16 protein-coding genes are annotated in these 23,202 nt (G+C 43.1%); 3 read left to right on the top strand and 13 right to left on the bottom strand.

Going from position 1 to position 23,202, the window contains the following annotated elements; translation table 11 throughout:
* Positions 1 to 44 precede the first annotated feature (44 nt).
* The 7 genes from MHI32_RS15825 to MHI32_RS15795 form a co-directional block, all read right to left on the bottom strand.
* A complete protein-coding gene (locus MHI32_RS15825) occupies positions 45 to 1,664 on the bottom strand; it encodes a response regulator (RefSeq protein WP_256715783.1) in 1,620 nt (539 codons plus the stop codon).
* A gap of 2 nt (positions 1,665 to 1,666) precedes the next feature.
* A complete protein-coding gene (locus MHI32_RS15820; protein ID WP_076126545.1) occupies positions 1,667 to 3,406 on the bottom strand; it encodes a histidine kinase in 1,740 nt (579 codons plus the stop codon).
* A 190-nt stretch (positions 3,407 to 3,596) separates the two neighbouring features.
* Positions 3,597 to 5,183: an extracellular solute-binding protein gene (locus MHI32_RS15815; protein WP_076126543.1), complete on the bottom strand. Its 1,587-nt coding sequence runs from the start codon at positions 5,181 to 5,183 to the stop codon at positions 3,597 to 3,599.
* Positions 5,184 to 5,249: 66 nt separating this feature from the next.
* Positions 5,250 to 6,119, bottom strand: a complete 870-nt coding sequence (locus tag MHI32_RS15810; protein WP_036677077.1) for a carbohydrate ABC transporter permease — start codon at positions 6,117 to 6,119, stop codon at positions 5,250 to 5,252.
* Between the two features lie 13 nt (positions 6,120 to 6,132).
* On the bottom strand, positions 6,133 to 7,080 hold the full coding sequence (locus tag MHI32_RS15805) for an ABC transporter permease subunit (RefSeq protein ID WP_036677080.1): 948 nt from the start codon (positions 7,078 to 7,080) through the stop codon (positions 6,133 to 6,135).
* 377 nt (positions 7,081 to 7,457) lie between these two features.
* Complete coding sequence (locus MHI32_RS15800) at positions 7,458 to 8,039, bottom strand: TetR/AcrR family transcriptional regulator (protein WP_076126541.1); 582 nt, start codon at positions 8,037 to 8,039, stop codon at positions 7,458 to 7,460.
* A 110-nt stretch (positions 8,040 to 8,149) separates the two neighbouring features.
* The gene (locus MHI32_RS15795; RefSeq protein ID WP_076126539.1) at positions 8,150 to 9,160 is read right to left on the bottom strand and encodes a fumarylacetoacetate hydrolase family protein; all 1,011 of its coding nucleotides are present in this window, start codon (positions 9,158 to 9,160) and stop codon (positions 8,150 to 8,152) included.
* A 165-nt stretch (positions 9,161 to 9,325) separates the two neighbouring features.
* On the opposite strand from MHI32_RS15795, the gene MHI32_RS15790 reads away from it, so the two are divergent.
* Entirely contained in the window at positions 9,326 to 10,348 is a 1,023-nt protein-coding gene (locus MHI32_RS15790; RefSeq protein ID WP_076126538.1) for an MBL fold metallo-hydrolase, read from the top strand.
* Between the two features lie 200 nt (positions 10,349 to 10,548).
* Here the strand turns inward: MHI32_RS15790 and MHI32_RS15785 are convergent, their stop codons facing one another.
* From MHI32_RS15785 to MHI32_RS15770, 4 genes are all read right to left on the bottom strand, one after another.
* On the bottom strand, positions 10,549 to 11,373 hold the full coding sequence (locus tag MHI32_RS15785; protein WP_076126537.1) for a hypothetical protein: 825 nt from the start codon (positions 11,371 to 11,373) through the stop codon (positions 10,549 to 10,551).
* 85 nt (positions 11,374 to 11,458) lie between these two features.
* On the bottom strand, positions 11,459 to 12,052 hold the full coding sequence (locus MHI32_RS15780) for an RNA polymerase sigma factor (RefSeq protein WP_076126535.1): 594 nt from the start codon (positions 12,050 to 12,052) through the stop codon (positions 11,459 to 11,461).
* Positions 12,053 to 12,276: 224 nt separating this feature from the next.
* The gene (locus MHI32_RS15775; RefSeq protein ID WP_076126533.1) at positions 12,277 to 13,152 is read right to left on the bottom strand and encodes a stalk domain-containing protein; all 876 of its coding nucleotides are present in this window, start codon (positions 13,150 to 13,152) and stop codon (positions 12,277 to 12,279) included.
* Between the two features lie 397 nt (positions 13,153 to 13,549).
* Positions 13,550 to 14,431 (bottom strand): AraC family transcriptional regulator, encoded by an 882-nt coding sequence (locus MHI32_RS15770; RefSeq protein WP_076126531.1) that lies wholly within the window; start codon positions 14,429 to 14,431, stop codon positions 13,550 to 13,552.
* A 117-nt stretch (positions 14,432 to 14,548) separates the two neighbouring features.
* Here MHI32_RS15770 and MHI32_RS15765 point away from each other — a divergent pair, with 117 nt between their 5' ends.
* Positions 14,549 to 16,666, top strand: a complete 2,118-nt coding sequence (locus MHI32_RS15765; RefSeq protein ID WP_256715782.1) for a DUF5054 domain-containing protein — start codon at positions 14,549 to 14,551, stop codon at positions 16,664 to 16,666.
* A 57-nt stretch (positions 16,667 to 16,723) separates the two neighbouring features.
* Positions 16,724 to 19,171, top strand: coding sequence for a hypothetical protein (locus tag MHI32_RS15760; RefSeq protein ID WP_076126527.1), 2,448 nt, complete (start codon positions 16,724 to 16,726; stop codon positions 19,169 to 19,171).
* Positions 19,172 to 19,615: 444 nt separating this feature from the next.
* On the opposite strand, the gene cydC is transcribed toward MHI32_RS15760, so the two are convergent.
* Complete coding sequence (cydC, locus tag MHI32_RS15755; RefSeq protein WP_076126525.1) at positions 19,616 to 21,343, bottom strand: thiol reductant ABC exporter subunit CydC; 1,728 nt, start codon at positions 21,341 to 21,343, stop codon at positions 19,616 to 19,618.
* Complete coding sequence (cydD, locus tag MHI32_RS15750; protein ID WP_076126523.1) at positions 21,340 to 23,184, bottom strand: thiol reductant ABC exporter subunit CydD; 1,845 nt, start codon at positions 23,182 to 23,184, stop codon at positions 21,340 to 21,342. The genes cydC and cydD overlap by 4 nt, the downstream gene beginning before the upstream one ends.
* Positions 23,185 to 23,202: the final 18 nt, after the last annotated feature.

The raw sequence follows: 23,202 nt of genomic DNA, 5'->3' as shown, positions 1-23,202 counted from the left end.
TTTTTTACATGATTTCGCGAAAAAATCACACATTTTTTGCAACCTTAATTGGATTCATACCGTGTCATTTTTATCCGATATTGCTTAGGAGTATCACCCGTGTATTCTTTAAATAATTTGCAAAAATAACCTTCATTCACAATTCCTACTTCTTCGCACAATTCCAATATAGAATAATCCTGTACATTTAACAGCTCGAGAGCTAATTGGATTTTTTTACGATTGATGTAGCTGATAACGCCTTCGTTCATTGTTTTTTTGAATAAGCTGCTAAAATACGATGGAGCTAAATTCACTTCCTCGGCAATCGCCTCGAGCGTTAATCGCTGTTTCAGGTTTTTCTCTATAAACCGCATAGCACTCATGATTTCTATACGATGTAAAAGTTGCCCGGCGTGTACATATTCGAAGGTAAAGTCGCCAATATAGGCAAGCTGCTCCCGAAAAGCTAAAAATTCTATGGGAAACTCTGCTACTTCCGTGGCCAACTTGTTCCCCGATTTAAACTTCACAATAATGTCTCTGTACAAGTCTCTTAACATAGGCGCCATGATGGACTTATGGATTTTATGGTCCGTAACAAATTGGTTCAGATCAGCAAATGCTTTCTCCAGCTCTTCCTTGGAAACCTTTCTTTTCACCCCAGCAAGAAAATCAGCCAATTTCTGCTGAAATTCTTCTTTTCTGTCATTATGGTAATGGAACCGATGCATGGGTGTTTTTACTACTTTCTCTGTATGATAATAGAAATCATCACTCACATTTTGTGCTTCCGTGTAAGCTTGTTTGATGGATTCCCAGCCTCGGTGTGGACCTCCAAAAGCGACGGATACCCTTTGATTCAAATATTGATGCAAATGGGAGACGATCTGCCCCCCCAATGTCTGGCAATCATATTCCGTTTCCAGATCACTACGATTATTTTCCCAGGATAGAAAGCCAATAAACCGATTATCGGATAGATCCGCAGCTACACCACTGCCACCATTCATCACCGTTTCTTCGATTATATTTGTAATCGCATACCTCAATATGTTCTGATCAGACGCTGAATAATCATTTCGGAAACTTTCATACATATTCATTTCGACAATAAAGCAGCGATAGTTGGCTTGAAAGAAATGGAACTGCATACGATTGGCAAAATCTGATGCCCGATGAGAAGGGATTTCGCCTCTGATAAGCTCGTTAAAAAATTGCTTGCGGACTCTATATTTATTTTCAAGCACGGATACGTTTAAAGATTGAAATTCCGCTTCTTTTTTCTTAACTTCATTTAAAATCCCGGCTGCCTTATCTAAAGCTCGACCCAAATCCGCATCTCTGAGCGGAACCTTAACAATGTATTCCAATACGTTGGCTTGAATAGCTCTCTGGGCGTATTCAAAGGATGAATAAGCGGTCAAAAGAATGAATTGGGTATGGGGAAGCTTTGGCTTTAGCTGCTCAATCATGGAAATCCCATCCATTCGCGGCATGACGATATCAGATATTACGATATCCGGCTTAAGCTTTACGATCTCCTCTATCCCCTTCAGCCCATTATTCGCTTTTCCCACTAAATGAAATCGCTTATCCCTAAGGGAGCGCTCGTGAAAAAACAATTCCAATCTCTGAATGATTAGATCTTCATCGTCAACAATGAAGCAGGTGTAGTCTCTCATCATCATGCATCTCCTTTAAACAAGCCTGCTGGGAATAAGGCGCGAACCCGGGTTATTTCCTTAGGTATGCTTATGATTTGGAGCCCGAACTGTTCTCCGTAGTGAAGTCTGATTCGGTCATGAATATTGTTTAACCCGATTCTTTTCCTTTTCAATTCCACATCCCTCGGTTCTGAAATTAAAATATGCTTTATTTTATCAGTTGGAATTCCCTCGCCCTGATCAACTACTTCTATGATGACGTTGCCACCCTCCCTGTACGCATGAATAGTAATAGGGCCTTCGATCCCCCCTCCGTTATAACCATGGAAGATACTATTCTCCACAAGGGGCTGCAACAGCATTCGAAAAACCGGAAAATCTATTAGCCCTGCTTCGATATTTTCGATTAATTGGAAGTTTCGGTTATAGCGGATGTTCTGGATCGCGATATAGTCTGATACATTCTGCAATTCCTGACGCAGTGATACCTTCTCCGAAGCGTCAGCTATCCCATATTCCAATATTGAAATGAGAGACTCGATCACCACATCTACTTTCTCTATTTGTCCGAGTCGTATGACATTGCTGATAGAACCAAGCGTGTTATACAGAAAATGAGGGTTTATTTGAGACTGCAGCACTTGAATTTCCAGCTTTCGTTCAAGTTCGTTATGAAGCTCTGCTCCCCGAATCAGTTCCACAATTTGCTGCAGCATACGATCGAATGCTCGGGAGAGATCTCCAAACTCATCATTTCGGTTAATCGATATTGTAGTTGTGAGGGAGCCTTGCTCCACCCGCTTCATTTTTGTTTTGAGTGCATAGAGCGGGTTCCTTATATATTTGGCAATAAAGAAGGAAACGAACAGACTTAAGAGAAAACCAGCAGCTAGAAGCTCGATATAATAGGTTTCCAATCTGGATAAAGCAGCTTTCAAGCGTGATTCATCGTTGATTGAGATGATGGTCCAGTTGAATTTTTCAGTCGGTTTTTTTAGAAGGGAGACTTGAATCCCCTCCTTGGTGTGCAGTTGAAGGTTTGTTTCTGTAGTATCCAGAATTTCTTCTGCTGACGTTTCACCGATTGAAAAAGTATGATCTTGAACATTCAGGGGGCCTTTATTTTCCGAAAATCCGGCAATGATTTTTCCCGATGCGGTGATTAGAGCCAAATTCATTTGTTCTTTTTTATTAATCTTGAACAAGGTATCTTCAATGGCATTTAGATCTAAATCTACTGCAATGGCCATAGGAAACGGAGCACTGTTCAGATATCGGACCATCGTAACTGTCCAGCCGGAATATTTAGATTTGTAAGGATCACTGACAAATGTAATCCTTCTATTCTTGTCAGCTGCATCAAACAATGGTTCTCTTTCAGCTAAAGGTTCATCAAATATTCGGGTAGGTGTACTTCCGCCTAGAATAGATAAATCGTTTTTGATCAAATAAATATTACTGACGTAATTACTGTTGAGTTCATAGAGCTCTCTTAATTGCTTTTTAATCACGTCCGGATTGTCAATGTTGGCTTTCACCGATGACTCGACCGAGAACAGCATCGTCTGGAAGGAGGAAAAATTAACTGTGAAATACTGATCAATCTTATCAAGTATTTGGTTGGTGTAATAAATGTCAGAGGTTCTTATTTCCTTTTGGACATAACGATAAGACAATTGGCTTATCAAGATTATGCAGCTTAATACAAATGCAAACACGATAAAAAATAGTTTTAAAGGCAAGCTGATTCTTCTTCGCATCGATCATCTTCCTTTTAAATCTGTAATAAACAAATAATAGCATATGATAAGAAGAAACGCCTTCGGCGTCCTTTTTAAGGACGATAAGCGTTTCTTCGAAAAATAGAAGGATAAAGTATAAAGTAAAACTTATACTTTCTTATATTTCAATAAAGAGAGGGGCTAATTATAGCCGCTCTCTTCGTTTGATTTACTTGATTAAGCCTGCTTCTTTAAATTGCTTGATTACTGAATCTTTATACTTCTGCATGTCAAACTTAGTTTCCAATGTATTGAGGAAATTATCCCAGTTCGAAAGAGGCTCTTTGCCAGTCATAAATTTGACCAAGCTTTCATTAATGTAGCGTTGGCGGTCAGCAGCCAATGAATCGTTCGGGTCTTCAGTCAATAAATTCCCGGGCAACGTAGCCGCCACGTATTTCTGATTGTTCTCAAAAGCTTCTGCCGTCTTCGGATTCTGGAAGCTGAAGTACTCAGCATCATCACCACGACGCGGCATTCTATAATGATCGACCCATAAGTACTTTTCTTTCATTTCCTTTGATAATTCGGAGGTTTTATTTTTGATCTTGCCGTCTACCAAATCCCAATGAATCCCTTTAATTCCGTATGCAAAATTCGGATAGGCTTCTTTGTCCGTAAAGAGATAATTCAGCATGGACAAGATCCGAATGATTTTGTCCTTATCCGCTTTCTTGGATATGGCCCATGAATTGCCTTGGAACGATTTTCTCTCTACAATTTGATCACCATAAGGACCTGTCATTGGAGGAATGACGATCCATTCCGGCACCTCTCCACTGATTTCTTTCATTTTTTGCTGATAATCTGGTTCCAGCCTGCGGGCATCTCTTATCATAAAGCCAACTTTACCCTTAAATAACTTTTGGTCCAATAAATCGGGAGTATTCATCGTCACCCAGTCTGGATCTACAACTTTAGCTTCCATCATTTTATTGATATAAGCGAGTGCTTCTTTCATTTTTGGGTCGGTAAACAGGAACACTGGTTCATTGTCTTTCACATCAATGGCTGAGGGAGGATTGACACCAAACATCCACATCAAACTATCGAAGCCATAGGTTTGCAGATTGCCTTCTTTATTCATACCGCCTATGAATCCGTACGTATCATTTTTACCATTGCCGTCCGGGTCTTTATCTGTAAAGGCTTTCATAACTTCAAATAGCTCGTCAGGTGTTGTTGGCACTTCCATATTCAGCTTTTTCAGCCAATCATTACGGATAAAGAAGCTTCGACTAATACCGTTTACATTATCATAACCTGGAACTCCAATGGTTTTTCCCTGATAGGACATCGCCTCCCAGGAGTCGTTGCTAAAACGTTTCTGCAATTCAGGAAATTGATCCAGATACGGTGTCAAATCCGCAAGAACGCCTTGGTCATAATATTGCGCGAGATCAGCCCGGCTCTTCAAAAAGATCAAATCTGGAATATCTCCGCCAGCAATGAGCGTATTTAATTTAGTCGTTGCTTGCCCTGATTGAGGAATCATCATTTCCAAGTCGATATTTACTGCTTTCTCCAACATTTGGCGTTGGATATCTTCTTCACGGGGAGGAATCGGAGCAGCAGCATTGAAAGTTCCTTGGTTAAACATCGAAATTTTCAATTTGGTTTCAAAGGGACTAGACTGGCCTTGTGAATTACCCGAAGCTGTCGATGTAACCTCTTTTTGTTCCCCACAGCCTGACAATACTGTTCCCACACCGACCATTGCTGTCAGAATAGCAAATGTAATCGCTTTACGTTGCATAATGACCTCTCCTTTGCTTCTATATTATCACGGTTTCCCCGTAACAACTCAGGTTGGAATATCTTTTTAACCTTTAACCGATCCCAAGAGCACACCTTTGGTAAAATGCTTTTGCATAAATGGGTAAACGATCAAAATCGGAACTGTAGTTACGACAACTGCTGCCATTTGTATAGCGAACGTACTAACAGCTCCGGTATTGGCAAGCGAATCAGCACTTTGTGTTGCGACGTTAAGCAGGATGTTGCGCAAGATCACTTGAAGCGGCATTAAGTTGGAATCATTGATATAAACAATAGCATCGAAGTAACTGTTCCAATGCCCGACTGCGTAAAATAATGAAATTGTGGAAAGGACGGGCAAGGACAGAGGTAAAATGATCCGCCATAACGACTGAAGTTCACTTGCACCGTCTACCCTCGCTGATTCCTCGATTTCAGCAGGCAATTGCTCGAAAAAGCCTTTAATGATCACCAGATTAAATGCACTAATGAGATTTGGAATGATCAATACCCACGGACTGTTTAGCAATCCCAGAGAGCGGACTAGTAAATAAGTCGGAATTAATCCTCCTCCAAACATCATAGTAAAGACAATGAATAGTAAAAATGGGCTGCGACCCGGCAAATATTTTTTGGATAACGGATATGCCGCGATTACCGTAAAGAACACATTGAGAGCAGTGCCTACAATCGTTCGAAACAATGTGATTTTATACGCCTGCCCAATACCATGAGAAATGAATACTTCTTTATAGGCTAGAAAGGTAAAGGTTTCTGGTATAATAACAATTCCTCTTCTTAGCACTTCCGATTCTGGCGTTACTGAAACAGCAACCACATATAGAAAGGGTAGTAAGCAAAGTAGAGCTAGCAAAATAAGAATAAAATAAACGAATGCTTGCCAGACCTTTTCTCCGATTGTCAAATTGATCATTTTGATAACCACCTCACCAAATTTGCCCATCGAATTTTTTGGCGAGCTTATTCGCTGCCAACACTAAAACAAATCCGATGACCGCTTTAAATAATCCCACAGCAGTAGCCAAGCCAATCTTAAGTCGCTCGAGCCCTTCACGGTATACCCATGTGTCGATAATGTCGATCTTCTCCTGATTAAAGCTGTTGGCAAACATGAATATTTGGTCAAAACCAGCATCCAGAATATGGCTTAATTTAAGGATCAGCATCAGAATCATCACGCCTCGAATGCCGGGAAGTGTTACATGCCATAGCTGTCTCCACTTGGAAGCGCCATCAATTCTAGCCGCTTCATATAAGCTTGGATCGATTCCTGCTAATGCTGCAAGGTACAATATCGCTCCCCATCCAATATCCTTCCATATTTCAGATAAGATGATCAGCAGTCTGCCCCAGGCAGGTTCCGTTAGGAATGAGATGGGTTCAACTCCAGTTTCCTTCAATATCATGTTAAAAAGACCATCCCCTGGGGCTAATAATGCCACCATCATTCCATAAACAATGACCCATGATAGAAAGTGGGGTAAATAAGTGATCGTTTGAACGATTTTCTTAAACCATTGGGTATAAACTTCATTGAGCAGCAAAGCAAGTATGATAGGAGCTGAGAAACCGAACAACAGCTTATACAGGGATATTATAATCGTATTTCTCATGATGTCCCAGAAATAAACGCCGTTCATAAAATCTGTAAAATTTCTAAATCCCACCCATGGGCTATCCCATAGTCCCAAAGCTAGGTTATAGTTTTTAAAGGCAATAATGATTCCCGCCATAGGAATGTATTTGAATACGGCAAAGTAAACTAATGCCGGGAACAAGAGAGCGTACATCACTTTATACTTTTTTATCGTCCTTATCCATGAGTTCCGCTTTTTGGGGAGGGGAATGGCGTCCGCTGCCAATTTTGCTTGCATATCATCACCTCGTCTTTATTTGTATTTGTATAATAGCATCCCCCTACTGGATAAATTTCTGTAATTTCAAGAATTTCTTATAAGATATTAAGTAAGTACAGCCCTGGATAATTCCAATGCAATAGGCATGATTGTCTTGCATTTAAGCTCGTACAATAACTCTGACTCGAAAGTTTGGGTATAGACTAAATACAATCCTGAGTCCCCAAAAAAAAAAGCCCCTAAAAAAATTGGGCTTAATTAATGGTCAGTTTCTATATAATGCATCCACGTATTTTATTTTCCATTACTAAAAACTACATTCATGAGCAAAAAAAAGGTATCCTCCATCCCTGTTCACGTAAGATTAGACTTCCCAATATATAAATCAATAATGCTTATGACTGGGCTAAAATTCCTTTAACAAACAATGAGACACTATGCTTGTAGAACTCTTCCTCGGTGACGAATTGGGATTGATATTGCCGGTGAATCAGCTCACTCATCTGAAATCCGTAGCACATCGAGAGAAAAGACATTGCGACAAGACGCTCATCCTGTCTGGCGATAACTTTTTTCTTCTGCAATCGTTCAAAATATTCAACCAGCAAGGAGTGAAGCTTCGCCGGCGGATCGGCGAGCACTCTGTCTAATTCGGGAAGCATTCCTTTGTCGCGGATGCCAATCAAAATGATGTCCGCATTTTTATGGAAAAATAAACGGTACTGCTGACTTACATTCAGCAGATCGACTTCCGGATTATCGGTCGCTTCCTCTTTTAACAGCTTCTCAAATTGCGGAATATCCGAATGTCTTTCAATGATGGCTTCCAATATGCCTTGCTTGCTTCCAAATTGCCGAAAAATCGTAGATTCATTGACTTTAGCTTCCGTTGCAATGGCTTTGGTGCTTACTCCCCGATAGCCATTCTTTTTGATGAGCTGTGTCGCGGCTTCAATGATTCTGTCTGAAGTTTGCATTGTAGTTCTCCTTTTGCATTGTAGTTCTCCTTTTGCATATGTTAATCCTATTCTACTACAAGTTCTGCATATGCAGCAGGGTCGGGGTTCATCATTTTGATAAACGTTTTTTAAGGCAAATCGCTTCTTTTTTCCCAGCGGCTTGGTTCCGTAATCTTGACATGATCAGGCACCAATTGCGTGAGCGTGCCTAATTTATCAAATGTAATCTGGATTCGGTCAGAGGGCAACAGCCATTCTTCGGTCTCGATTGCGCAGCAATCCGGTATCGTCCCCATTCCTATAATCGTGCCCGGGAGCGGCGTGAAAACTTTGAGAACCTCCTCCATCACTTTTGCAGGGTGTGCAGAATACTCGGATGTGCTCCCCTTCCAGTGCAGTCTCTCCCCGATGCATACATTCACATCCAGTACCAGCGGATTGTCGATTTCATCCGGCGTAACCAGAAATGGCCCTATGCCTTTGCTGCGATCAAAATCTTTGCAGCGCGTCGGTCCGGTCAGCCCCTGGAAATCCGGCCATTGCACATCACGGACAGTACTGTCATTAAAAATAACATAACCTGCAATGCAGTTCTCCATCCCTGTAACAAAGGCCAGCTCCGGCTCAATATCCAGGTAGGAAGAGTACGAAGGCCAATGAATTGTATCTCCATCGCCAATTAATGCATTATGGTTACATTTGTAATAACTGAAAGTTACTTTATTCGGATCTTGCTGGAATTTTTCAGCGATTTTTTGTTTAAGCTCTTCTCTTTCCGGCCCTGTATATTCTCTTTGCAGCAGATTTACGCCAGCATTTCTCAGATGTCTTGGCGTCAACCCGAAATCGATAAGCGCAGCCGGATTTGGAACTGGCGGCAGCAGTTTTACCGCTACAATCGGGCAGATTTCATTTTCATTAAATTGATGCGACTGTTCGACAGCGTATTGCATCAATTCCTTAGCGGCATCATAACTTGCCGGCAAATAATGAAGATAGCTGTCCATACTTTCAAGACTGTCAACGAATGTTCCCTGCTTTTTCATGATTGCGGCAAAAGACACGACAAATTTCTCGTTAATTACAAGCCCAAACAAAGGTTCCTGGGATATTTTGGTTTGAAAGGTTACTAGCTTCATGTTGCAGCGCCTCCATACATGTAGTGTGATGTTGTTCTGTTACTATCATATCGTACAGCATAAATGCATGCAAGTACATGCTTGCATTTTTGTTTTCCGTTCTCTATAATAAAGCCATAGTCATTATGCCTTATCCTAAAAACATATACGTAAAGGAGAATTTTTATGAAGTATGGACGTATTATCCAAAAACCTCGCGTTAAATTTTTTGAAGTCGCAGATGGCGTCTTTGCTGGTATTTCGCCGTATCGTGGGATCAGTTGGGCCAATGCCGGATTCATCAACAAGGGTGACGGGTTGGTGTATGACACGTTTTTCGATTTGTTCCATGCGCGGGAAATGCGGGAGGCTTTTATGGATGTAAGCAACGGCGGCTCTCCCGCATATGTGGTGAACTCGCACTATAACAGCGACCATGCCTGGGGAAACAAAGTGTTTGAAGATGCTTGCATTATTATGCACAAGGAAGCCTCCAGAGAGCGTCTCACCGAAAATATCGCTTGGATGGACAGCGTCATTAGAAGAGGAAAGAATTCTCCGGAATCGACTCCGGGCGAGCGGTTTTTTGCAGCGGAATTTGAAGGATTTGACCTGGAAGGCGTAGAATGGGTGCTCCCGAATATTGAGATAAAGGACGATATCAACATCCGTCTTGGCGATACGGAAGTTATGATTTACAACGTAGCTCCAGCCCACTCTGATAGTGACTTGCTGTTGTGGATGCCAAAAGAAAAAGTGCTGTTCGCTGGCGATGTCGTGTTTAACGGATGTACGGCATACAGTGAAGAGGGAACCCTCAATTGGGTTAAAGTGCTTGATCGCATTATTGATGAAATTAAACCCGAAATCGTTGTTCCAGGACATGGCGCCATATGTGGCCTGGAATTCGTGAAGGAGCAGAGAGAATACCTCCTAAACCTGATTAGCGAGTTCAACAAGCATTACAATGACGAAATTGATTCCTTGTCTCTGACCAAGCAAATGGATATTTCCCGCTTCCTTCATTGGATTCAGCCAGAACGCTTGTATGTTACAGTGGATATCCTATTGAAAAGCAAACGAGGGTTACCACCCTTTCCAATTTGGAACGAGGTGCCTGCTAAGCTGGAAGACATGAAAGCTTTTTTGGCTGGAAAATATGGCAATCAGATCAAGCCATGGGACCCTATGAGTGTTTGGCAAGAATAGCAATTTACAGCTAACCTATGAAAAACAAAAAAACGGCCCTGTCGCAAATGATGCGAACAGCGGCCGTTCTTTTGCATTGTTCCACGGAATTAAAATCGGTGCTTAGAAACGATTATGATAAAAATGAAGAAGGACTATGGTTTACTAGAGGGGAATCCCCCCAATTGGATGGGAGGAGATTCCCGTTGTTGTTGTATTTATTATTCCAAATAGCCTTCGGCAAGTTTCATTAGGGTTTCTTTGCTTACTTTATTTAGGTCACCTCGTAAAGTATAGGCGTATTTCAGCTTTTTGTCTGGGCTCTCGTATACCCATTTCAGCTCGTGCGTCTGCGAAGGAGCAAATTCTGTATGCAGCATTTCTACTCCCTTCACTTGAACCTTCTCCTGCTTAAATTCAACCTTCTCGTCAATATACATTGTAGGATCGCTCTTTCCACTCAGATTAGTGATATTAACCCCGATTTTATCTTCGCCATTTTGATACGTAGCAAAGAGAAGGAAAAACTGATCTGTCATTTCAACCTGCATCATGGCATATCCCTGATTGGATTCTTCCGCCTGCTTTCTCAGCTTTTCTGCCATTTTCTTTTTTTCTTCCGAAGAAGGAGGATTCACTTCCTGAGCATTTTTAAAGATTACGTCCGCCTTTTGGAATGTATAATTTCCATTGACTTTGTCTGCGATCTTAATGGATTTATCCGTAATCTTATCTCTCAATTGAGAAAGATCTTGGAAGATAGTCACCTTCGTTCCAAGAATTGTTTCATGATTCGGATTATTGGCAACCATATAGAACAGCCCAGCTTCCCCGTTCTTTAGCACCTTATCCTTAAGTTCATAAAATGCCTTGTAACGCTCTATATCATCTTTCGATTCTGTTTTTCCGTAATCTTTCGTCGATTTAGTCTCATATACGACTTCGCCATCCTTATTCGTCAAAGAATGATATTGAACTGCCGCATAACCCGTGGATGCCATTAACATCATCCCTACACACGCAGTCAGAACAACTTTATATTTCATAAAAAACCTCTCCTTTTCTTTTGGCTTAGCATGTATTATTCTCATTACTTTTCCTGTCAAGTCGGCGTCGGGAATGCGCGCGTCATCAAACAGTTTTTTCAAATCCCGATCCCTGTCCATATTCATACACTCCCACTCCCTTCACTTGCGCATAATACTTTCGAAATTTTGCAGATGTACGTTCGTATCTTTTACGAAGGCTGGCGCTGTTTTTACCGAGAATCAATCCGATCTCCTGATAGCTTTTATCCTCGACACAACGTAAGATTAACAAATTACGCTCTTCCGCCGATAATTTTGCCATGGCCTGATGTACGGATTCATCAAAATAGTTGGCTTCAATATGCAAATCGACTTCATTATTTTCTTTCTCATCTTGGTAAAAGAAAGACAAATATTTCACCAACTTTCGCTTACGGATGATGTCGATACATTGATGGTAGGCAATCTTGTATACCCAGGCACCAAAATCCATCTGATATTGGGTATATTTTTTCAAGGTGCGGAAGGTCTTCAAAAATACCTCCTGTGCGTTTTCCTCGGCTTCGGCATAATTGCCCAGCATGTGATAACAGTAGAGAAAAATCGGTTTTTGATAAATCTCCATGATTTTCTCGAATTGTTCTGTGTTCCCATCCAACACATCTGCAATGATCTGATTTAACTCCGTATCATTCAAGCTGTCTCCCCCCCTTTCACTCTATACAACGAAGAGCTCGACCTAAAATGTGACAGCAATAAAAATCTCAAGAATAAATCTTCTTTATTAACCCCTCGTTTTTTAGCATCTCCCTTGGCACATATTGCTTTTCAAACTTTAATGTTAATAAACATAACAAAGAAGCCCTTCTTGTGAGGGCTTTCTTTGTTTTTCTTACTCAAATATCAGGAGCCTATGAATAATTATTGAGGTTGAAAATCTGAGAACCCTGAGATTAGTACCCTCAACCCCTTGCTGACGCTATCGACCTTCCATACACCATTCGTAAATACGAGAGTGATCGTACGATCCTCGGCATATTGATCTTCTCCTGTTAGACCATTTGCCAATATAACCGATTGCGCAAGCGTGGCTAAAGTCTTGTTAATGTATACTGGCGACGAGGCAGGCGATTCATAGGTACTAGCTGTATTCAAGCCTTTATTTTGAACGATAGACTTAATTAATTTATCGGTAAAGTACGGTTTGAAGTAGGAACTAATATTTTTAATTGAAGAGATATCAGCTGCTTGATTTAATTTATCGGAGAGTTGTTTTAACCGTGGATCCATAATTTTCTGCTTATCAGAGATTTGAATAGATTGTTGCTCCATGTTGACTACGAGTTCCTTACCCCCCAATGTTATGGTCGCCTGCTTAGACTGTTGGTTCCATAAGACATTTGCACCTAGCGATTGACCGACAAAGCGTAGCGGAACATAGGTTGTTCCTTTAATGACCTGCGTGGCAGTATCTATATCAATATATTCCCGGTGCGGAATATCCGGGTTATCTGTAGTCGGTGGTGATTCAATAATTGCGCGTTTGAAATTTGCAGCAAGCCAGAGGGTCGTGTCTCCATTTTTAATCTTTACTTCTTTCTCCGTTTGAAACCATTCCACACTTGCGCCTAAATTTTCTGAAACAGCTCGTAACGGAATGAGAACTCGACCGTTGTTAATTTGGCCGTTATTTATGATCGTAGGTTTGGATGTATCCGCTGCAAAGCTATGCACCGGTATTACTGGAAGCACAAGTAAAGCTGAGGCAAATAAGGAAATCATCAATTTTTTCTTCATAATAAAACCTCCCATAATAGATTTATCTTAATAATAGAAGTTTTCCTTTCTTATTTTGTTTGAGTTGTTTGAATACCCAAATTGTTATAAGTTTATCCAATATTTATACACTATTACATGCAACGAATCTAGAGAAACTTCCATACTATTAATGAGCTGTAGCGTAAGCGATGCTGTATCTCAGAATCGCGTCCGTAGAAACATCAACAAATTGCCGAAAGCTTTAAGCGCTTTATTTGACTTGAAAGATTTAAGTACATCCAATGCGCTAGTTGAGAAGCACTGTCCGGGCCGGCGTTCGAGAATAAACCTGTTCATCAAGTCCTGCCGATCAATCTTTAAGTTCATATGACCACTCCGTTATATGACGAGTGTTTTCAAAATTTCAATACCAAATTCATCGCTGCATATTCTGCTTTCTCCAGGCCTTCGGTGTCACCCCTATCATTTTTTTAAATACTGTAGCAAAATGCTGACTTGTCTTAAATCCAAGTTCCATGGCAATATCCGTGATGGACATCTTCGATTCCTTCAGCATCTGGCTTGCACAATCTATACGAACTCGTTCCATATACACTATAGGCGATTGTCCATTCGTCTCTCGGAACACACGATAGAAATGCGACTCACTCAACCCGAACTCCTTTGCAAGCTGTTCAATTGAATAACGAGCAGATGGATTCTGCTGAAGTCTGTCCTTCAGCTGCTGCGTGTAGGTATGCATGTTTGGGGAATGCACAACAAGCTGCGAATGATGAAATAGATGCAGCAAAATTTCCATGACATAATGCCGAAGTTGAAATTCCAGCAGTACCGTACTCTGGTTCTGTAGAAGCTGCTTCAATTGTTTGAAATAGACGACAACGTCCTTGCTGACCAATTGAATGCGTGGACAGTTCTGCATCCAATTAACGAAGATCTGACGCTCCTCCTCTTGAAGCCCGAACCATTCCTTGTTTCGGGCTGGGTCGCGAATAATCATCCACCAAATGGTGGATGGACCAATATAATCAAATTTGGCACGGTGCCGCTCCCCCGGACTTGTATGTATAACTTGCTGGGCATTCGTATGGTATGTTTCGTCTCCGATCTCCCAGTCGACAGCCCCCTGATCAACATAGACGAATTCGTATGCATCCTCATGCACATGATTCGTTAAAGGCATCGCTTTGCTAAAATGGTCATACCCCATTAACAATAAATCCTTTACTCGAGCCGAGTTGCCATTCTCTCCCTCTATGACATATACCCACCGTTCATTTTTGATATGATTCGCCACAATCTATACTCCACCTCTGCTTGATTTGTTTCTGATCCTATTCAATATAAATCGAAAAGTCAAATGAGATAAATTGCTATACACTGAAATCGTGATTATGAGGAAGGAGCGATGAACTTGAATCAGAGCGCAACACACATTCACGTTATATTCAAAACACACTTGGATATTGGCTACACGGATTTCGCGAAAAATGTGACGGACCGATATATGGGGCAATTTTTTCCAAGTGCGATTCAAACAGCGAAATATTTTGCCGAGAACCCGGAGAAAGGTTCCTTTATCTGGACAACGGGCTCATGGTTAATCCATCATCTATTAAAGCACGGTTCCAACGAAGTAAGACAACAAGTCGAAGAAGCGATTGCAAAGGATTATTTAAGATGGCATGGTCTTCCTTTCACCACATATACCGAGTTATATGATCGCGAATTGCTTGACTATGGCATTCAAATGGCGACGCGACTTGATGAGCGATTTGGCAAGCGTACGATCGCAGCCAAAATGACGGACGTTCCCGGTCATACACGCTCGTTAATCACGCATATGGCAAAGGCTGGTCTAAAGTATTTGCACTTAGGCGTTAACCCTTCCAGCTATGTTCCTCACGTTCCTGAAATGTTCTTATGGCGAAATACGGACGGATCTGAAATTGTTGTCCACTACAGCAAAGATTACGGCACAACCTTTGACATCGAAAGTTTGAACGATATCCTTTACTTCGCGCATACCCATGATAATCATGGCCCTTCTACGGTGCAGCAGATTGAAGCTGAGTTCGCCAAGCTGCGAGAAGCTTATCCGCAGGCAGTGATACAAGCTTCCACATTAGACCAGTATGCCGAAAAGGTATGGGCTATTCGTAATACCTTAACTGTCGTAGAAGAAGAAATCGGCGATAGCTGGATTCACGGTTCTTCCACCGACCCTTACAAATTAGCATGTTACCGAGAATTGCTACGCTTGAAGAGTAAGTGGCTGCAAGAAGGGGCGTTAACAGAAAGCGATGAAGAATATCGCAATTTCTGTGATGAGTTAATTATGATTCCTGAGCATACGTGGGGTGTAGATATCAAAAGATATCTTGCAGATTATATCCACTATGGTAAAGATGACTTCCAAGAAGCACGCAAACGCGATAAGGTCGATATCAACTTAAACCCGCTGGAATATCGGTTCTACGAAATGAACTCCCGCGCTGAAATGATTGAAATGTTTGGTGAGGAAGCCGATGCCAAGCTGAATGCACGTTCCTTTAGTCTTATAGAGAAGTCTTGGCAGGAACAGCGTGAATACTTGAAACAAGCAATCCAAGCACTTCAACCTGAACGACAAGAGAAAGCCGAAGTTGCCCTGCTCGCGTTGAAACCATCTCGTAGCACTCTAACGGATGCAACTATCTTATCAAGTGACCAGCCTTATGTATTAGGAGATTTTGAGGTTGTGTTTGAGGATAGTGGCGCAATTGTCGGACTGAAAGATGCTCGCGGTCGGGCATGGGCCGGTCCAAAAAATCAAATTGGTTTATTCTCCTACGAAACTTATTCGCAGGCCGATTATGACCGATGGTATCGTGAATATCATCTCAGATGGAGACATACGCATGTGTGGGCAACCGGAGATTTTGGGAAACCAGGGATGGACTTAACCCACGAGTGGATAGCACATGAAGTTATGACACCAAGGCTTCAGTCCTTGCAGGCTGTCTTTTGTGAAGAGCAGGATGTCGTGCTTGCAAACCTACGTATGCCGAGAGCGGCATGTGAGCGTATGGGCGCTCCACGGGAATTAACGCTTGAGTATGTCTTTAAAAAACATACGCATACAGTGGAATGCAAGCTGCAGTGGTTTGACAAAGATGCCTATCGCCTTCCCGAAGCCTCTTGGATGAGCTTTAATCCGATCGTGAACAATCCAAATCAATGGAAGCTGGACAAAATCGGACAACTCATCTCACCTTTGGATGTCGTTCAAGGTGGAAATCGCAATATGCATGCGGTTCAGCAAGGGATGTACTATGCAGCAGCAGATGGAAAAGTGCAAATCGATACGTTGGATGCTGCACTTATATGTCCTGGGAAGCCACGCTTGCTTCAGTTTGATCATACTTTTGCTCCGCTTACCGGAGGTATGCATGTGAATTTGCATAACAATGTATGGGGAACGAACTTCCAAGCATGGTATGAAGAAGATGCTTTGTTCCGCTTCAAGCTGTATTTTCAATCTCATATATAATTTCCCTTCGTTTATATCTCGATTCGATAATCCTGTAATTCCGAAAGGAGCTCTACGATGAATCAGCACAAACCTTGGACAATTTACGTCATTCAACATTCCCATACCGATGTCGGCTATACCGAGCGTCAAGAAAAAATTCGTCAATATCATGTCAATTATATTCGGCAGGCTCTGCAAATTGTACGTGATATTGAGAGCGGCGCCAGACCTGACTTAAAAGGCTATAAGTGGGTATGTGAAACCTATTGGCCTGTTGAATCCTTCCTATTGAAAGCCACAGACATAGAAAAAGAAGAACTCGCTCATGCGGTGAAGAAAGGTTATATCGGTCTCTCCGGTACCTATCTCAATTTCGGTGAGCAATTAAATCAAGAGATACTCTCTATCATGATTAAGCGGATAACAGATTATGGACAATCGATTCAATTCCCGGTACGTTCTGCGATGACGGCAGACATTACAGGCTTTGGTTGGGGATACAGTCAAGTGCTGGCGGATGCAGGTATTGAGAATTTGATTACATGTATTCATACGCATCATTCCATGTTTCCACTGTGGAAGAAGCAGATTCCGTTCTGGTGGGAAACGCCGAAAGGAGATCGTATTCTCACCTGGAGCGGTGAGCATTACATGTTCGGCAATGATCTTGGATTGACCCCAGGCATTGGCGGATCTTATACGATTCGCGATGATCATGATGTCCGAAACGGTGTATCCTTTGTAGTGGCCGAAGCACGTTTTGATCGTTATTTACAGCAATTGGGTGCTGATGGTTACACGTTCCCGTTCGTACCGGTGATGGTGTCCGGACTTCCTACCGACAACGGCTCGCCGAACGCAGCGTTGATGGATTTTGTGAATCCATGGAATGAGAAGCATGGCGAACGCATCCGGATTCAACCGGCGACCTTGGACGATTTCTTTGCAGATTTGAGAGCTTATGCAGAGGAGCATCCCGAGGAAATCGAGACCTTCCGTGGGGACTGGCCAGATTGGTGGACAGATGGCTCGGCGACGACGCCGATGCATGTACAGATTTTCCGTGAAGCACAGCGTGTCTATACAAAGGTGAAGCTATTAGATCCCGCATGCGAGATCGTCTCCAAAGAACGTCTTGAAGCAATGGAATATGAGCTAGCGCTATTCGCTGAGCATACATGGGGTTATCATTCCTCGGTCACCGAACCTTGGAATCCGTTCGTTCAAGAGCTTGGCTGCAGGAAAGAAGCCTATGCGGCCAATGCCAGCTCACTCGCTCATACCGCTTTATACGACATCCTTGAGGCTCGCGGTGACGCTTTGCTTCGTCCTAATTGTCCAATGAAATTTGAGTTATATAATCCTAATGATTTTGCGCAAACTGATTATGCTGAACTCATTATGGAAGGCTGGAATATATCGGAATTGAAGAACGGTTTTGAAGTCATGGATGAATCGACGGGCACTGAATATGAGGTGCAAATGGTTACAGGGCACCGCGGTGTCATCCTTACCATTCCGGTAACGCTTCAGCCAAAGCAGCAGGTACAATTGACGATCAAGTCTCTTATCAATCACAAACCTGTAACTGCGTATCGAACAGATTATGTAGGCTCGGATCGTATGTTGGATATCATCCCGCCAGTCGCACCGAAGCTTCACGTTACGCCGAAATATATGGAATCGCAATACGTAAGACTTGAATGGGAGATCGGTGCTGGCATCACGAAATGGATCGACAAGACCGTGAATCAGAACCTGCTTCGTGCAGATCGGAATCACCATGCATTTTCTCCTGTTTATAATGTGACTCGGGCAGCTAACGAATTTGGTATGTATGATGTTCGGCGCAAGATGGGACGCAATCGTAGAGGCCCTGATGCAATTACTTCTGTGGGAACACTGGTTAATGTTGATATTGTTGAAAAAGGCGCACTATACGCTAAAGTTCGTCTGACATACAGCGTCAATGGCTGCAGTCATTATTCCTTACTTGTCACCTTATACAGTGATCGTGCGCGAATTGATGTTGCCGTACGCATGCATAAGGAAAGTGTATGGGACCCAGAAAATCTATACATTTCTCTTCCGTTCGGAAGTGCTCCCTCTTCACCGCAGCAAGAACTATGGATTGAAAAAACCGGTGCGTTAGTACGACCGCGTATCGACCAACTCCCGGGTTCCCTTGCCGATTTCTACTGTGTTGATGAGGGTGTGGCGTATATCAGTGAAGGACGAGGGATTACGATTGCCATGCCGGACACGCCGCTGATTCAAATCGGTTCATTAGACTATGAGGATCGTCTTCTGAGCGGCCATCCGGAGCTTGCCCATGATCCAGCCCACCTGTACTCATGGCCCATGAATAATTATTGGGAGACAAACTTTAAGGCGACACTGGGAGGATTCTATGAATTCCGATATTATGTTACTTGGGGTGAGGAACTTCATACCCCAGAATCTGCAATGAAGGCGTGCAGGAGCATGAACGCGGGTATCCTGTCTTGGAGAACAAATTTATAAGCAATAATCATTGAAAATAATCTCCCTACAAGATGTCTCTTCTCCCTTAACATAGTAAACTAAAAAGTTGATCTGCAAAATAGATCAACTTTTTAGTGTCACGTAAATTGAGGGCTTCTCCGAGATTAAACCTCCCCATCGTTCAACATGCCATCATTAATGGATATAATGGATATTTTACTGTTTAATTTTATATATTGCTTCTTCCAGACGTTCCAATTTACGTGTGCTAATACAATTTGAGCCGGTTTAGCATTTTTCTCTGAAGCGATTTTTATTACCAGTTTTTGAAGAACTGCTCATCGTTTAAGACAAACGTGGATTATAGTCTAGGCGAGAATCGCAAAACAGGCTAAAGAACTGCTCCCGATATTACACCGGAAGTTATTCTTAGCCTGTTGCTTGGTAAGATTGATCGAATGCTCAGAGGAGTTCTTGCTTTTTTTACACTCCAACTTCTCCGATCATTTGCTGTTCGATTTGTTTCATCTCATAAAAATAGCCTTTTTGCCCCATCAACTCCGAATAGGACCCCGTTTCGACTAGCCTGCCTTGGTCCATGACCACAATCTGGTCCATCTCTTCCAATCCGGTTAGCCGATGACAAATCAGGAGAAGCGTATCATTAGCCGCCTGTGCGTAGAGATGCTTCAAAACATGATGCTCTGTCACATAATCCAGCGATGAAGTGGGTTCGTCCAGAAGCCATACCCGTCCTTTGCGGAGCATCGCTCGCGCCAGAGCCAACCTCTGCTTCTCGCCGTCTGACAGATTCTCCCCTTTTTCATACACCATATCGGTCAACGATGTATCGGGCAGCTGCATTTTTGCTAGCACATCCAACAATTGTTCGTCTACATGTTCTTCTCCATTCAGCAGCAGGTTGTCCCGGATCGTTCCCCGGAAGAAATGACTTTGCTGAAACACTACAGTAGCCGTTTGCCAAATGCTCGTTTCATCCAGTTCCTTCACCGAAATGCCGTTTAACCGTATATCACCGGCCGTTGGTGTTCGCAGCTTGAGCAGCAATTCGATAATCGTTGATTTTCCTGATCCACTCGGCCCGACAATCGCCGTTTTGGAACCAGGTAAAATGTGCAGGGATACATCCCTGAGCGCCGGTCTCCACTCCCCTTCATATTGAAACGTAACATCGGATAGCTCCATCGTAACGGCATGATCAACAGGCAATGTGCCACTTGGCTGCGAAGACTGCTCATCAAAGGTCTGAACTGTTTCCGTCAGTCGTTTGGCTGCGTGTTCGCTATCCTCTTTATACGCGGGTAATGTGGCCATAGCCGCCGCTTCTTCAAATACGGTTTGTGATGCCATAACCAGCATGGCAAGAAATACGCCTGCAAGCGCTCCTTCCATAATTAAATAGGCGCCAAGCGTAAGCACTCCCCAGGAAACGAAAAACGTAACAAAAGTGTGCATCGATTGCCCGCGCAGCAGTTGCCCGGCTGCTCGTTGCTGCTCAGCTGCCAATACAGTGGAAGCATGCTGGAGATGTTCCTCCCGCTGTGCCAATTGACCATATACTTTTAAATCCCGGAAACCGTACAACACTTCGGTAACTTCTGTGGACAGCTGCGCCCTCTGCTCACGAACGCGTCCATGTATTCTCCGCTGCCCGAGTAACACAATTCCCGGTACAACGAATGCCGTTACCAGCATACCTATTACAAACAAAACGGCAATCCAGATCGAAAAGGTAGAAGTAAACAGCACCGTAGCCAAAAACACCATGACGACCATGATCGGAGGATAAGCGACTCGCAAAAAATAATTTTGCAAACTTTCCACATCCCCAACGATCCGCGCAAGCAGATCCCCGCTTCGATTTTTGTTCAATATACCAGGCGTTAAAGGAATAAGCTTGGCAAAAAAGGATGTACGTAAACGGCTAAGCATGGAGAATGTCGCCCGGTGAGAATACAAGCGTTCTCCATAACGACTCGCCGCCCGAAGCAGACCCAGCAGTTTGACCATGGAGGTGAGTACAATTAAAGTATAAAGCGGTGGCGCAAATACCGTTTGCGAAATCAGATATCCGCTCGCAGAAAAGAGTGCCACACCGGCTATGCCGGCGATAAATCCACCCAAAATCGAAAGAATGATATCCTTGCGCTCCTGAATCATCGCCTTTGACAGAACAGCCAGTTCATTCATGAGGATATCCCCCCTTTCCGCTCTACATCAATCATCTCGGCATACTGAGGCAGGCGCTCCAGAAGCTCGTCATGTCGTCCCGAGTCCACCAACACTCCATTGTCCATAAACAAAATCTTGTCGGCTTGTTGAATCGTATATAATCGGTGAGCTACCGTAATCATTGTAGCCGTTTTTGCCAGTTTGGCTATGGAGCGTTGCAGTACCCGCTCGGTGTGCAAATCCAGTCCAACTGTGGGTTCATCAAACAAAATGATAGCAGGACGCTTCAAAAAAGCGCGTGCTAAGGCAAGCCGTTGCTTTTCCCCACCAGACAGTCCCCGGCCTCCTTCACCAACAAAGGTATCAAATCCATGCTCTAATTGGGCTGTAAGCGCAGCGAGTCCTGCTTCTTCCCCCGCCCGCTCAATTTCTGCTCTGGAGATGCTCCCACGAGCACCAATCGCAATATTTTCAGAAAATGTGCCTGCAAAAATATACGGATGCTGTGTAATGTAGCTAACATGTTCGAACCATTCGGTTTCATCGTATTGCGAGAGTGGACTTCCATTCACCAGAAGCGTTCCCGATTCTGGTTTCAGCAGACCGGCAATGAGATGAAGCAAAGTCGTTTTGCCGGAACCGCTTTTGCCAACAATGGCAATGTGTTCTCCTGGACTAAGCTGGATCCGCCCCGTCTTAAGCTCGAAAGAATCTGGAGCATACTGAAACCGGAGTTGGTCAATTACGATGGACGGCGGTATTAAAAGGTCTCCAGAATGGGTGAGTTCCAATTTGCTTATTCTGTCGGTCCTATCACCGACCTTATCCATCCTGTCGATCTCGTCGATTCCATCGGTTGTTAATGCTCCTTCAATGCCATTAGCATCCCTGCTCCCCCCTGCCGTTTCCTCAAGCATCTGTTCTACCTTACGAACCGCACCCATACTTGTCCGGCCGCTGTGAAAGGCCGTTCCCGTATTCTTTAACAGGTTGTAAAACTCGGGAACGAGCAGCAAAACGAGAAAGGCGGTGTGGAACGTCATAGCTTTGAAAACGAGCAACTGGATGGCCAGTTCAAGAGCGACAATGCCAATGCTAAGCATTACGATCGATTCCAGCATGAAGGTATTCGTAAACGCAATCTTCAAAATGCCCATTGTGGCATCACGATAACCCAAGCTACTGCGCTCGATCTCCTGTTGCTGACGGTAAGCCCGTCCAAATATTTTCAATGTCACCAGTCCTTGAAGAGAATCCAGAAACGTCCCTGAGAACTCAGCCAGTTGCGCATATTTTTCTTCGGATTTGTTCTTCGTTTTCAACCCTACCAAAATCATGAACAGCGGGATGAACGGAGCAGTAAACAATAGAATGAAACCTGTGTTGGCATGTTGGATAAATGTAACAACCAAAATCAGAACCGGGATGATAGCAGCTTCCATCATACGCGGCATGTATTGGCTGAAATAACTATCGGCCTCATCCACAGCATCCAGAGCAACACTGACCTTTCCTCCCGTCTGTCCACGAAGGGTTGAAGGCATGGAGGCATGAGTCAAGTTTTGCAGCACGGCAGCGCGCATATTTGTCTTAGCAGTGGCAGCCATATGTAAGCCAACTATACCGTTTCCATAAGACAACAGTGTGCGCACAGCCATAACAGCTAGAAGTATGCCGAGCAACAGGATAACCGATGAAAATGAAGCTTTCTCGACAAAAATCCGTTGGACTGCTTCAGCAAGCAGTCCAGCCTGACTCACAATAGCTATACCAAGCGCTAGTGAAATGATTGCGAGGAGAGCCATGTTTTTCCTTTGTGAAGACATTTGTTGAGAAATCAGACTGGATTTCCTCTTCACAGATCACACCTCCTTTAT

The sequence above is a fragment of the Paenibacillus sp. FSL H7-0690 genome, from assembly GCF_037980415.1.
GTDB classification, from domain to species: Bacteria; Bacillota; Bacilli; order Paenibacillales; family Paenibacillaceae; genus Paenibacillus_AQ; species Paenibacillus_AQ odorifer.
The sequence above is the reverse complement of the archived record's forward strand: the minus strand, read 5'-3'. Positions and strand labels throughout refer to the sequence as shown.

Coding starts and splice junctions, on each gene's coding strand:
- MHI32_RS15825 (WP_256715783.1), bottom strand. CDS start 1,664: ATGAGAGACTACACCTGCTTCATTGTTGACGATGAAGATCTAATCATT.
- MHI32_RS15820 (WP_076126545.1), bottom strand. CDS start 3,406: ATGCGAAGAAGAATCAGCTTGCCTTTAAAACTATTTTTTATCGTGTTT.
- MHI32_RS15815 (WP_076126543.1), bottom strand. CDS start 5,183: ATGCAACGTAAAGCGATTACATTTGCTATTCTGACAGCAATGGTCGGT.
- MHI32_RS15810 (WP_036677077.1), bottom strand. CDS start 6,119: ATGATCAATTTGACAATCGGAGAAAAGGTCTGGCAAGCATTCGTTTAT.
- MHI32_RS15805 (WP_036677080.1), bottom strand. CDS start 7,080: ATGCAAGCAAAATTGGCAGCGGACGCCATTCCCCTCCCCAAAAAGCGG.
- MHI32_RS15800 (WP_076126541.1), bottom strand. CDS start 8,039: ATGCAAACTTCAGACAGAATCATTGAAGCCGCGACACAGCTCATCAAA.
- MHI32_RS15795 (WP_076126539.1), bottom strand. CDS start 9,160: ATGAAGCTAGTAACCTTTCAAACCAAAATATCCCAGGAACCTTTGTTT.
- MHI32_RS15790 (WP_076126538.1), top strand. CDS start 9,326: ATGAAGTATGGACGTATTATCCAAAAACCTCGCGTTAAATTTTTTGAA.
- MHI32_RS15785 (WP_076126537.1), bottom strand. CDS start 11,373: ATGAAATATAAAGTTGTTCTGACTGCGTGTGTAGGGATGATGTTAATG.
- MHI32_RS15775 (WP_076126533.1), bottom strand. CDS start 13,152: ATGAAGAAAAAATTGATGATTTCCTTATTTGCCTCAGCTTTACTTGTG.
- MHI32_RS15760 (WP_076126527.1), top strand. CDS start 16,724: ATGAATCAGCACAAACCTTGGACAATTTACGTCATTCAACATTCCCAT.
- cydC (WP_076126525.1), bottom strand. CDS start 21,343: ATGAATGAACTGGCTGTTCTGTCAAAGGCGATGATTCAGGAGCGCAAG.